Below are 11,586 nucleotides of genomic sequence, written 5' to 3' on the forward strand. Positions count from 1 at the left end.
TCGGCGAGGTCGAGAGCGGGGCGAGCAGGCGGCATCCATCCTGCCCTATCAGGTTGCGGTCACCCGGAAGTGGGGTCGGTCGATCCATGAGGAAAGCCCCTCCGGCGCGGCATCACACCGCGCCGAAGAGGCTGTTCGTGAAGTTCAGGCGGATCAGGCCTGGCCGACCTCGAAACGAGCGAAACGCTTCACGTTCACGCCCGCCTCTTCCAGAAGCGCCTTGACGGTCTTCTTGGAGTCGGTGACGGCGGACTGCTCGAGCAGCACGACGTCCTTGAAGAAGCCGTTCACGCGGCCTTCGGTGATCTTCGCCAGCGCGGCTTCGGGCTTGCCCTCTTCGCGCGCGGTCTCCTCGGCGATGCGACGCTCGTTGTCGACGACATCGGCGGGCACCTCCTCGCGGGTCAGGTACTTGGCCTTGAGCGCGGCGACCTGCATGCCTGCGGCACGCGCGGCGTCGGCAGCGGCGTCGCCGGTGCCTTCGTACTCCACCAGCACGCCGACGGCGGGCGGCAGGTCCGAAGCGCGCTTGTGCAGGTAGGTGGCGACCGGGCCGTCGAAGGACACGACGCGACGCAGTTCCAGCTTCTCGCCGATCTTGGCCGACAGCGCCTGCACGGCGTCGTCAACGGTGCCGTCGGTCAGCTTGAGCGCCTTGAGGGCGTCCAGGTCGGCCGGCTTGGCCGCGGCGGCCGCGGTCACGATCGCGTCGGCCAGCTGCTGGAACTCGGCGTTCTTGGCGACGAAGTCGGTCTCGCAGTTGATCTCGACCATGACGCCGTCCTTGGCGATGACCAGGCCTTCGGCGGTCGCGCGCTCGGCGCGCTTGCCGACGTCCTTGGCGCCCTTGATGCGCAGCACCTCGACGGCCTTGTCGAAATCGCCGTCGGAGTCGGCCAGCGCGTTCTTGCAGTCCATCATGCCGGAGCCGGTGAGCTCCCGGAGCCGCTTCACATCAGCAGCGGTGTAGTTCGCCATCGGGGGCGAGCCTCCTCGTGTGTGGGGTGCTTGGGTGTTAACACCACCTTGCCGACCGCTTCTGAATTCAGAAGGGCCGGCAAGGTGAACGTAGTGCTACCGGTCAGCTCAGAAGTCGGCCGGGGTGTGCTGTGCCGGGTCGGCCTTGACCTCGGCCTCGGCCTCGGCCGGGGTCTCGACGGCCGGGGCCTCGGTCGCGGCAGCGACATCGGCTTCGGCAGCCGGGGTCGCCGAGGACAGGAGCTCCTGCTCCCACTCGGCCAGCGGCTCGCCTGCGCCGGCTTCGGGCTTCGCGTCGCCGGAAGCCTGGCCCGCGCGGGCCTGCACGCCCTCGGCCACCGCGGAGGCGACGACCTTGGTGAGCAGTGCGGCGGAACGGATCGCGTCGTCGTTACCCGGGATCGGGTAGTCGACCAGGTCGGGGTCGCAGTTGGTATCCAGGATCGCGATGACCGGGATGTTCAGCTTGCGCGCCTCGCCGACGGCGATGTGCTCCTTGTTGGTATCGACGATCCAGATGGCCGAGGGAACCTTGGCCATGTCACGGATACCGCCGAGGGTGCGGTCCAGCTTGGTCATCTCACGCGTGAGCATGAGGATTTCCTTCTTGGTGCGACCCTCGAAGCCACCGGTCTGTTCCATCGCCTCGAGTTCTTTGAGGCGCTGCAGGCGCTTGTGCACGGTGGAGAAGTTGGTGAGCATGCCACCCAGCCAACGCTGGTTGACGTAGGGCATTCCGACGCGCAGCGCCTCGGAAGCGATCGACTCCTGGGCCTGCTTCTTGGTACCGACGAAGAGGACGGTGCCACCGTGGGCGACCGTCTCCTTGACGAACTCGTAGGCCTTGTCGATGAAGGTCAGCGTCTGCTGCAGGTCGATGATGTAGATGCCGTTGCGGTCGGTGAAGATGAACCGCTTCATCTTCGGGTTCCACCGACGAGTCTGGTGGCCGAAGTGCGCGCCGCTGTCGAGCAGCTGCTTCATAGTTACGACAGGCATAGCCTTCGTATCTCTCTTTCGTTGCCGGTTGTCGCGGTCGATCGGCGATCGACTGCCCTGGCGCCACCGAAACCGCCGGACCCGATTCGAAGAATCCGGGACCAGCCGACGATTTCCCTGTTCATCCGCTGGAGAACTCGCGCTGACATGCCCTCGCGGACCGTCTGCATTGCGAGCGACGACCGGATGGACGAGCACGGGTGGCGCGCGAAGTCGGTCCGTGCTGTGCACACGCATTGGCTGCTGAGCACAAACCGCTTGTTCAGTCTACGCGGAGCAGGGCCAGGTCCGAAATCGCCCCTGCGCAAAGACCGCCCATTTCGCGGATGAAGTACGCGATATCCACATGCGGGAACGTTGTCCACATTCCCGAAATCGTTGTCCCGGTGGGGTTGTCCAGCGCCCAGAGTTGGGGCATGAACACTGTGACACGCACCCTGATCACTACATTTCCGCTGCTCTTCGCGGCGGGGGTCGCTGCCGCACCGGCCGCGGCACACCCTGAGAGCGGTGCTCCACCCGCAGCTCGACCCTCCGCTACCGACGTCGCACCAACGGTCCCACACCCCAGCGACCCATCGCCGATATGCGCCGGTGGCGGGGCACACGGGGCCGTGGTCCTGGCCCACCCGCCCGAGCGGGTCGGCCAGGCGACTCGCCCATCGCAACGTGCGGCCGCGCCCGGCACGGTGCCGACAGCGCCGCCCGCGCCCAACCCACAGAACGCGCCCACCTCGACAGGCCGACCAGCGGCGGCCGCTGTTCCCGTTTCGATCATCCTCGCAGCGGCGGTAGCTGTGGAACTCCCGCCGAGGCCGGCGATGGAAGGTGCGCGCAGGAGTGGTTCGCCTGTCCAGCCGCCGGAGCACCCGTCCGGCGCCGTCTCGTGCGGCCGGGAATCGAATGTGGTTCCGGTGACCGTGCCCCGACGGGAACTCGTTCCCGCTCCTGTCCCGGTGCAGGTGACGATTCACGATTTCGGATCCGCGCCGGCACGACCGCAGGGTATGGATCCGAGTGCCGGGGCTCGGTCGGAGATAGGGATCAGGGTGCTGGCCGGAGGCGGGAGCGGGTCGGCGGCGCAGCTGCCCGCGGTTCTGCGGGAGATGCTGCGGGCGCTGGCGGCGCAGCAGCGGGTGCCGACACCACGACCGCACCGCTGAGGCCTCGATGTTCGCGACCCACGACGGTGGGCTGAAGATGGCGGGTCGCGTTCTTCGGCCCGGTTGGTCCCGACCCCGCTCCACAGCGTGGCCAGCTGGCGCCAATCGGCCCGGTCGGTCTGACGCCGTGGCGTGGTCGACGAACCGAGCACCCCGTCATCGATCTGACGCCATCACATCAGCGACCCGCCTGTACCGGGTCGACCAGCCCTGGCCCGGCTGTGATGCGTGGTCGGCGGCACCCGATCGTGGCCGGCGTCCTCGCATTCCCGAGCAGCTGCGACGCGCGGCGCTTCGGGTGCGGTCGATTTTCCGGGGAGTACTCGGGGTCGTCTGTCCGGTGGCCATTGTGCTCAGTGGCGCGGTACCGGCCGATGCGGCGGAAGCGGGGCCGTTCGGTTGGCCGTTGCGGCCGCGACCGGCGGTGGAGCGCCGGTTCGACAAGCCGGAGCGGAATTGGCTGCCGGGGCATCGGGGAGTGGATCTGGCGGGTACCGCAGGGCAGACGGTGCTGGCGGCGGGGGACGGCATCGTGGTGTTCGCGGGGGAAGTGGCGGGCAAACCCGTGGTGTCCATCGATCATCCGGGCGGCTTGCGCACCACGTATGAACCGGTGACGGCGAAGGTCGCGGTGGGAGGCCGGGTGGTCAGGGGTACGGCGATCGGCACGCTGGTGACCGGACACGAGGGGTGTCCGGTCGCCGCGTGCCTGCACTGGGGAGCCCGACGTGAGTCCGGTGCCCACAACCGGCGCGAGTACGTCGACCCGCTCGGACTCCTGCACGAGGTGCCGGTCCGGCTGAAACCGCTGGATCCGTGATGTGACGAAACGCTCCGCCACCCCGCACCTATGACAGCCCGGAGCGGACGAGAATCGAGGTGTGTCCGAGAAATCAGCGCCTTTCACCTATCCCGACGTGGGCGCCACCCGCGCCACGATGCCCGACGGGTACCACCGGTTCCGGAATCGGCGGCCGATCGGCCACGGCCGCGATCTGTTCGAGCGCGCGGCCGCCCACATTCTCGACTTCGGAATTCAGAAGGGCGTCGGCACCTTTCGCGGCGCCGATACCGAAACCGCGCAGCCCGGAACCGAGTTGACCGTCGTCCTCCGCATCGGGCCACTGAACATCAGCGCGCCCTGCCGCGTCGTCTACGTCCTCGACGAACCCGACCGCCGAGGTTTCGCCTACGGCACCCTGCCGGGACACCCCGAGGTCGGCGAGGAACTGTTCGCCGTCGAATACGACCCGACCGACGACACCGTCTACGGCCTGATCACCGCCTTCTCCCAGCCGGGTGCCTGGTACGTCCGTCTCGGCGGACCCGTCGCCCGGCTGATCCAGCGCTGGTTCACCCACCGCTACCTGAACACTCTGCCCACCAACGACTGACGTCGCAGCCCGGCCCGCCCGGGTACGGCCGTCAGAGCAGCGCGGCCAGCGCGTCGGCCTCGGCGCTCAACCGATCGCGGCGATCGATCGCGCCGAGTCGGTCGTAGTCAGATGCCGCGCAACGTCTTTCGTCGATCTCCCGACGGACGATCGCCTCGATCTCGACCTCGGTGAGGTCGCGGCGAACGGCCTCGGCCGCACCGAGGCCGACTGCGCTTTCCTCCACGGCGCCGGCTCGTACGTCACCGGCATCGATCGCCTCCGCGTTGTCGATCGCCGCCAACGCCGAACGCAGCGCCGTGACCGCACCGAGGTCACGGGCCTTCATCGCAGTTTTCAACGCGGCGCGCAGCCGCTCGCGCAGGGAAGTCACGTCCACCACAGTATTTCTGACAACGCCACCGGTGCCGAGTACATCGCAGGGCGAGCGCGCGCTACCCGTTGAGCACTACGGTGACTGCCGCGATGAGGGCGACGGTCGCAACGGCGAGGGTGGTGGTCGCGACGAATCGGTGCGCGGTGCCGCAGTGTCCGCGATCGAGTGCGCGGCCGCGCGACCAGCCGACTCCGGCCACGAGCAGGGCGACCGTGGCGGCGGCGAGCGGGACCGGCCATGCCGGCCAACCGTCGACAGTCGCCTCGTGCACGAAGAGCAGCGCGCAGCCGGCTGCTCCGAGAGAGGTGCGCCGCCAAGCCAGAGCGGTGCGCTCCATCGCCAGGGTCGCTGCGGTCACGACAGCACGACCGCCACACAGGCGAGCACGGCGACGATCGCGATGCCGGCCGACAACACGGGAACCAGGACCGTTCCTGGCAACGGTCGCCCGGTCCGCATCGCGAGATCGACCCGCCGCCAGTGCCGGAAGGCAGCGAGCGCGACGGCCAGCGCCATGATCAGGCAGATCATCGAGATGGCGCCGGCGAATCCGGCCAGCCGAGTCGGCTGCACGAGGGTGTGCACCGCGACGCCGCCGGCGAGCAGACCGATCGCGGTCCTGATCCACGCCAGAAACGTCCGCTCGTTGGCGAGGGTGAACCGATAGTCGACCTCCTCCTCGCCGTCGTCCGATTCGGCCCCGACCTCGGGCAACGTCACGACCACCACCTCCTGCCCCCATCATGCGCTACCCCGATCCACCCACGGATGATCCGCACGAGCGCGGCGCCGATCAGGTTGTCGCCGCTGATCTGTGCGGTGCCGGCGCGGCGCCGATCGTGCGCACTCCGTGACAAGGACTCGCGCGGGTTCCCCGCCCACCCAGAAACTCCCGGAGCGGCACGGTTCCTGAAGCCGACTTCCAGACCGGACACGAGAATAGGCACGTTGCGGGCCAGACCGAGGTCACCTGCCGACGGGTGGGATCGGGCGTAAAACCGCTCCAAGGCGACCGGTCGCCGGGTGGGCCGGCCGCTGACCGCTCGAGTCGGTCGGCCGCGCACGGGACCTGGCCGAGAACCCACTCGACACGATCAGCCATCGAAGTCGACCGGACCGAAGACCGACTCGACACGGTCAGGCGCGGGGGTGGGCCTGGTCGTGGACTCGTTTGAGGCGCTCTACGGAGACGTGGGTGTAGAGCTGGGTGGTTGCCATGCTGGCGTGACCGAGGAGTTCCTGGACAACGCGCAGGTCGGCGCCGCCCTCGAGGAGGTGGGTGGCGGCGCTGTGGCGGAGGCCGTGCGGGCCCATGTCGGGAGCGCCGGGGATCGCGGCGATGACATCGTGGACGACGGCACGCGCTTGGCGCTGGTCGAGGCGGCGACCGCGCTGGCCGAGGAACAAGGCGCGGCCCGAGTTGCTGTTGACCAGCGACGGCCGGCCCGCCCGGAGCCAGGCCTCGAGCGCGGTGTCGGCCGGACCACCGAACGGTACCGAGCGCTCCTTGTTGCCCTTGCCGAGCACACGCACCAGACGACGCTCCCGGTCGATGTCGTCGAGGTCGAGACCGCACAGCTCGCTGACACGAATCCCGGTGGCGTACAACAACTCCACCACCAGCCGATCCCGTAGCGCCATCGGATCCTGCTGCGCCGCCCCGGATTCCGCCGCGACCATGGCCTGTTCGGCCTGACCACGGCCGAGCACCGCGGGCAACACGCGATGGGCTTTCGGAGCCTGCAGGCGCAGCCCCGGGTCGACACCGAGCCGCCCGGTCTCGGTCAGCCACGCGGTGAAAGTCCTTGCCGCCGATGCCCGCCGAGCCAGGGTCGTCCGGGCCACCCCCGCCGCCGCCAGCTCGGCCAACCACGACCGCAGCAACGGCAGATCCAACTCCCGCACCGCCGAATCCGCCGACCGCGCGTACAGATGCTCGAGCAACGACCGCACATCCCCCAGATACGCCCGCACCGTATGCGCCGACCGATTCCGGCCCAACCGCAGATGCCGCCCGAACTCGGTGAGCAACGCGGTCAGGTCATCAGGCAACACATCCATGACCCAACCGTCACCCTTCCCGGTCCCCCACGCAACCCACCACGCCGCCGAGCCGACCGAACGGTCCGCTTCCCCGTACTGCTCGTCTTCGCACCGTCGCCGCCCGGCCCGCGAAGCACTCAGTCGCGATCCCACTCGACCATTGCCGCGCAGCCGGGACAGACCTGTACTCGCCGAAACGTCGATGTCCACACGTCACGCGACCTGCGCTCGCCTGAAACGTCGATGTCCACACCTCACCCCCGCTGGACGCCCACCGTGTCAGCTGGCCCGTCGACTGGATGTCCGAAACCAGCCACCGGAATCGCAGCCGACCAGTTCGGCGAGCTCCAGGCTCGGCAGGACCGCTCGAACCGTGGCCAGGTCCAAGCCGGACTGCTCAGACAGTTCGCGAGGTAGACGCGAGCCGATGGTGGGTAGAGCCGCGTAGATCTCAGCTTCAGCACCGCGCAGGTGGCCGGCGCGGTCCGTCGAGCCACCTTCGCTGACAGGGAGGCGGAGGGGACCCGCTTCGTCGATGATGTCTTCGGCTCGGGTTACCAGCAGCGCCTCGCCGTCTCTGATCATGCGATGACAGCCTGCCGAGGAGGCCGACCCGACCGGCCCCGGCACAGCCATGGCCGGCCTGCCCAGTCTGCGGGCCCATTTCACGGTGTTGCGAGCGCCGCTGCGCAGCCCTGCCTCGACCACCAGAACCCCGTCCCCGAGCGTCGCGATCAACCGGTTCCTCGCCAGGAACTGATGTTTCTGCGCCGAGATGCCCGGCGGGTATTCGCTGACGACCAGACCACTGTCGGCGATGGCGGCGAGCAGGCGGTCGTGCTGCGCCGGATAGGGACGGTCGACACCGCAGGCGAGGACGGCGACGGTGGTTCCACCGACGGCGAGGGCCGCCCGGTGCGCCGCCGCGTCGATGCCGAAGGCCGCTCCGGAGACGATCGTCCAGCCCCGGCCTGCCAGGTCGCACGCGATCTCGCTCGCCACCTGCAACCCGTATCCACTGCTACACCGCGAACCGACCACCGCGACAGCACGTTCGGACGCGGTGTGGAGCGAGAGGGGACCCCGCGCCCACAGCACCAGCGGCACCGCCGCCTCGCGATCGCGCTCGCTGTCGAGTTGGTCGAGTCCGAGCATCCGCCAGCCCGGCCATTCCTCGTCGTCGGGAGTGATCACCCGCCCGCCCAGACGAGCAATCGCCTCCAGATCTGCTGCTGCCGAGTCGATCTCACGCCGCATCGCGGTGGGACCACGCAGTGCCGCGGGCAACTCGTGCTCACGGACAGCACGCGCGGCCTCGCACACCCCGACCGAGGCGATCAAAGCCGACAGTGGCGCACACGGCCCCTGCACCACCCGCGACAGGTACACCCAGGCGAGTCGGCGCTCGTCCGGATCACCGTCGAGATCCACCATGTCGCCGACCGCACGCGATTCGCTCATTGCGCACCTCGCTGCCGGAAGTTCAACGACGACATCACATCCCGCACCGTGGGCAGCTCCCCTTCGCGCAGGTCGCAGACCGTCCAGGCGACCCGGATGGCCCGGTCGGCGCCACGGGCCGACATGCGCCCCAGCCGTAAGGCCGTCTCGATCGGCGCGATCGATTCCCGCGGCAACGTGAATCGCTTCCGCAGAATGTGGCCCGGCACTTCGGCATTGGTCGCCCACCCGTCCTCGCTCCACCGCTGCGCCGCGCGGGCTCGCGCCCGGGCCACGCGTTCGGCCACCGTGCCGCTGCTCTCGGCCTGTTCGTCGCCGAACGTCGCACCGGCCTGCCCGTGCATCTGGACCCAGATATCGATGCGGTCGAGCAACGGTCCCGATAGTTTGCCCAGGTAGCGGCGTCGTGCCAGTGGCGCGCAGATGCAGTCCACATCGCGTGCCGGAGCGCACGGACAGGGATTGGCCGCCAAGACCAGCTGGAAGCGGGCCGGGTACCGGGCAACGCCGTCGCGCCGGGCGATACGCACTTCCCCCTCTTCGAGCGGAGTCCGCAGTGCCTCCAAGACTTTGGTGCCGATCTCGGCGCATTCGTCGAAACATTGCAAAGTACGCCACAACCTGCGAAAATAAGGGTACCCTATGTTGGCGTCAATCCCCCAGTCCCACAGTCGATTCGCAGTCATCTACTGCCGGATTTCGAGTGACAAAACAGGCAAGGCCGCAGGTGTCGAGCGACAGGAGGCGGATTGCCGAGCACTTGCGGAACGCCTCGGGCTGACAGTCATAGACGTTCTGGTCGACAATGATATCTCCGCCTACTCGGGCAAGCCACGTCCAGGATACGAGAAACTTCTTGGGTTGATGAAGGACGGCGGAATCGGCACGGTTCTTGCCTATCACCAGGATCGTTTGCAGCGCTCGCCGGTAGAACTTGAGACTTACGTCGACATTTCAGACGCAGGCAAAGTGACGACTCACACCGTGTTGTCCGGCCACCACGACTTGTCGACACCGTCCGGCCGGTTCCAGGCCCGCATCATTGGCGCAGCCGCTCGCTATGAAGTCGAACATATGATCGAGCGCCAACGAGACGCCAAGCTTGATGCGGCAAAGGCTGGCGAATACCTGGGCGGTCAGCGTCCGTATGGCTTCGAGCCTAAGCGTGTGGCGCTCCGCGAGAGTGAAGCTGAGGTCATTCGTGAGATCGCCCGCTCATTGATCAAGGGCGCATCATTCAACTCGTTGGCTATCGACTTGAACAAGCGAGCCATCCCGACTCAGCACGGTAATCAATGGAACGCCGCCAACGTCCGCAACCTCATGATCCGACCAATCAATGCTGGCATCGTCCATCACAAAGGGATTGACTACAAGGCAACGTCTCCTGCGATCCTCACCCCCGAGGAGTGGGGTTCGATGATGGCAATCATCAAGATGAACGCCGCCAAGTCTCCTCATCCAGGCCGGTTTCGTAAGTACATGCTCAACCGACTGATCTTCTGCGGGGCCTGTGGTGGACCGATGTATCACAAGCCTAAGCAGCAGCGCGACGGGTCATATAAGCCCACGACATCATGCGGCAAGAGTGACCCTCATACAGGCAAGTTCGTTGGGTGCGGCGGGGTTTCACGCATGGTCGAGCCGATTGAAGTTCTCGTTACTGACGCTGTTATCTACCGCCTGTCGTCACCCGAGTTTGCTGCGATGATCAACGCCGAGCAGACCGAAGCCAGCAGTCTCGATGATCTTCGCGGCCGACAGGTTCAACTTGAAGCGAGCATCGCCGAGGCAACGACCGACTACTACAAGAACAAGCTGCTCAGCCGTGAAGAGTTCCAGCAGATCAAACGACAGCTCGATGATGAACTCGCCGCTGTCACAAAGGAAACGAGCTCGCAGTACTCCCGTCGACTGAACGTTGATATTGATCTTTCAGGCGACATCCGGGCGGCCTGGGAAGATTTGGAAGTGTCACAGCGGCGGGAACTACTGATGACCTTGATCAGCAAGATCTATGTGGACCCGCGCCCCAAGGTGGAGGGATACACCTACCCGAAGTACAAGGACAAGTACCGGTTCGATCCTGAACTTATACGCATCGAGTGGGCGGCCTAACCGATCTAGTGTGATCGATGTCACAGCGGCCTAGGGTCTTAAGAACCCTAGGCCGTTCGCCTCTTCAGGACTGAACACGCATCTCAAAACCCACCCTCCGGTTTGCTTTGGATCTCTATCGCCTGTGCATGATCCTGATTTGGCTCATCATTCTAAATAAAACGGATGCATAACGCGCTGTGGCACTCTATGCAGCCCAATTCGCGATCACTAGATTGCTCGCCAACCCAACAGAAGGAGTGGTTATGAGCGACAACGAAGTGATCCGCTGGACTGGGAACCCGAGTCCCTTCCCCCCTACGCGTAGCCAGCCACCGGCTCGTTGGAGCACGGAGGGGCGAACCGTGTCTAACATCGAGCGCACCGCCAGGGAGGGCGCAATAAGCGCCGTGAATCAGGCAAAGCTCAATATGTTGCGGGCCGAGCTGCGTAAGGCGGAGATCCAGCAAATCATGATGAACACGGGTGAGATCATGCAGACGGCTCTTAATCTGGCTCAGGGTGATCCCGGCAAGTTGGATGTGTTCATTGAAATGACGCGTAGCTACGCTCAGATCGAGATGAACATCTTCAAGACAAACAATAATCCTCTGCTTAAGGGGATGTTGTGAGCGCCCTTCTGTTGGTACTCGGCATTCTGGGTGCACTCCTCCTTATCTACATGGTTCTGGCGATGGTGTATAGGGCGGCTCGTCCTAAGCCCGATCCTCCGGAGGTTGTGTACATGAATGAAATCGCCGCCTCTCAAGCCAGGAGGGCGGCCTCCAATGGTCGCAAGTATCGAGTGATCCAGGAGATGCAGCGTGAAGCAGGCAACTAAATACCTGTGGAGCTTTGCCTGGGTGCTGCTCATCATCATCGTGCTGCTGCCGTTGGCTATCGAGGTCATCAAGCCGCTGATCGTTCCCTTCCTGATCGCGCTGGCGGTGATAGGAGTATTGCTTCTCCTCCGGCGGTTCGGTAAGGCACTTCAGGCAAGTGGTGGTGACGGTGTGCGGTCGTTGTTCAACCGCTACTAAGAAACAACAAAGCGAAAAAGAAGTAGTATGGGGAA

At 66.0% G+C, this 11,586-nt stretch carries 13 protein-coding genes and 1 pseudogene; 6 read left to right on the top strand and 8 right to left on the bottom strand.

All coding sequences use genetic code 11. The features are described 5' to 3' along the window. Positions 1-153: 153 nt before the first annotated feature. Positions 154-978 carry a translation elongation factor Ts gene (tsf, locus tag ACWFRF_RS15300; protein ID WP_378992207.1) on the bottom strand — a complete coding sequence of 275 codons (825 nt, stop codon included), beginning with the start codon at positions 976-978 and terminating at the stop codon, positions 154-156. Positions 979-1,086: 108 nt separating this feature from the next. After that, the gene (gene rpsB / locus ACWFRF_RS15305; RefSeq protein ID WP_062989975.1) at positions 1,087-1,977 is read right to left on the bottom strand and encodes a 30S ribosomal protein S2; all 891 of its coding nucleotides are present in this window, start codon (positions 1,975-1,977) and stop codon (positions 1,087-1,089) included. A 914-nt stretch (positions 1,978-2,891) separates the two neighbouring features. Here rpsB and ACWFRF_RS15310 point away from each other — a divergent pair. The 3 genes from ACWFRF_RS15310 (at position 2,892) to ACWFRF_RS15320 (ending at position 4,534) form a co-directional block, all read left to right on the top strand. After that, positions 2,892-3,140, top strand: a complete 249-nt coding sequence (locus ACWFRF_RS15310; protein ID WP_378992206.1) for a hypothetical protein — start codon at positions 2,892-2,894, stop codon at positions 3,138-3,140. Positions 3,141-3,480: 340 nt separating this feature from the next. Continuing rightward, complete coding sequence (locus tag ACWFRF_RS15315) at positions 3,481-3,960, top strand: M23 family metallopeptidase (RefSeq protein WP_378992205.1); 480 nt, start codon at positions 3,481-3,483, stop codon at positions 3,958-3,960. A 61-nt stretch (positions 3,961-4,021) separates the two neighbouring features. Then, a complete protein-coding gene (locus tag ACWFRF_RS15320; RefSeq protein WP_378992204.1) occupies positions 4,022-4,534 on the top strand; it encodes a DUF1990 family protein in 513 nt (170 codons plus the stop codon). A 31-nt stretch (positions 4,535-4,565) separates the two neighbouring features. Here the strand turns inward: ACWFRF_RS15320 and ACWFRF_RS15325 are convergent, their stop codons facing one another. The 6 genes and pseudogenes from ACWFRF_RS15325 to ACWFRF_RS15350 form a co-directional block, all read right to left on the bottom strand. After that, positions 4,566-4,907: a GatB/YqeY domain-containing protein gene (locus ACWFRF_RS15325; RefSeq protein WP_378992203.1), complete on the bottom strand. Its 342-nt coding sequence runs from the start codon at positions 4,905-4,907 to the stop codon at positions 4,566-4,568. Positions 4,908-4,968: 61 nt separating this feature from the next. Beyond that, a complete protein-coding gene (locus ACWFRF_RS15330; protein WP_378992202.1) occupies positions 4,969-5,268 on the bottom strand; it encodes a DUF202 domain-containing protein in 300 nt (99 codons plus the stop codon). Beyond that, complete coding sequence (locus tag ACWFRF_RS15335) at positions 5,265-5,630, bottom strand: YidH family protein (protein ID WP_378992200.1); 366 nt, start codon at positions 5,628-5,630, stop codon at positions 5,265-5,267. The genes ACWFRF_RS15330 and ACWFRF_RS15335 overlap by 4 nt, the downstream gene beginning before the upstream one ends. A gap of 417 nt (positions 5,631-6,047) precedes the next feature. Further along, a complete protein-coding gene (locus ACWFRF_RS15340; protein WP_378626382.1) occupies positions 6,048-6,971 on the bottom strand; it encodes a tyrosine recombinase XerC in 924 nt (307 codons plus the stop codon). 261 nt (positions 6,972-7,232) lie between these two features. Then, a complete protein-coding gene (gene dprA / locus ACWFRF_RS15345) occupies positions 7,233-8,414 on the bottom strand; it encodes a DNA-processing protein DprA (RefSeq protein WP_378992199.1) in 1,182 nt (393 codons plus the stop codon). Further along, a pseudogene (locus tag ACWFRF_RS15350) lies at positions 8,411-9,037 on the bottom strand (ATP-binding protein); the annotation flags it as partial. The pseudogene ACWFRF_RS15350 and the gene dprA, both read right to left, overlap by 4 nt. A 19-nt stretch (positions 9,038-9,056) precedes the next feature. Here ACWFRF_RS15350 and ACWFRF_RS15355 point away from each other — a divergent pair. From ACWFRF_RS15355 to ACWFRF_RS15365, 3 genes are all read left to right on the top strand, one after another. After that, positions 9,057-10,532 (top strand): recombinase family protein, encoded by a 1,476-nt coding sequence (locus tag ACWFRF_RS15355; protein WP_452450454.1) that lies wholly within the window; start codon positions 9,057-9,059, stop codon positions 10,530-10,532. Positions 10,533-10,777: 245 nt separating this feature from the next. Continuing rightward, positions 10,778-11,143 carry a hypothetical protein gene (locus ACWFRF_RS15360; RefSeq protein ID WP_452450456.1) on the top strand — a complete coding sequence of 122 codons (366 nt, stop codon included), beginning with the start codon at positions 10,778-10,780 and terminating at the stop codon, positions 11,141-11,143. A gap of 192 nt (positions 11,144-11,335) precedes the next feature. Beyond that, positions 11,336-11,551, top strand: a complete 216-nt coding sequence (locus tag ACWFRF_RS15365; RefSeq protein ID WP_452450458.1) for a hypothetical protein — start codon at positions 11,336-11,338, stop codon at positions 11,549-11,551. Positions 11,552-11,586 lie beyond the last annotated feature (35 nt).

Source organism: Nocardia sp. NPDC055165, from assembly GCF_053606985.1.

Bases quoted from the DNA above. Each gene is read 5' to 3' on its own strand.
- ACWFRF_RS15360 (WP_452450456.1), top strand. From the start codon at position 10,778: ATGAGCGACAACGAAGTGATCCGCTGGACTGGGAACCCGAGTCCCTTC.
- ACWFRF_RS15340 (WP_378626382.1), bottom strand. From the start codon at position 6,971: ATGGATGTGTTGCCTGATGACCTGACCGCGTTGCTCACCGAGTTCGGG.
- tsf (WP_378992207.1), bottom strand. From the start codon at position 978: ATGGCGAACTACACCGCTGCTGATGTGAAGCGGCTCCGGGAGCTCACC.
- dprA (WP_378992199.1), bottom strand. From the start codon at position 8,414: ATGAGCGAATCGCGTGCGGTCGGCGACATGGTGGATCTCGACGGTGAT.
- rpsB (WP_062989975.1), bottom strand. From the start codon at position 1,977: ATGCCTGTCGTAACTATGAAGCAGCTGCTCGACAGCGGCGCGCACTTC.
- ACWFRF_RS15355 (WP_452450454.1), top strand. From the start codon at position 9,057: ATGTTGGCGTCAATCCCCCAGTCCCACAGTCGATTCGCAGTCATCTAC.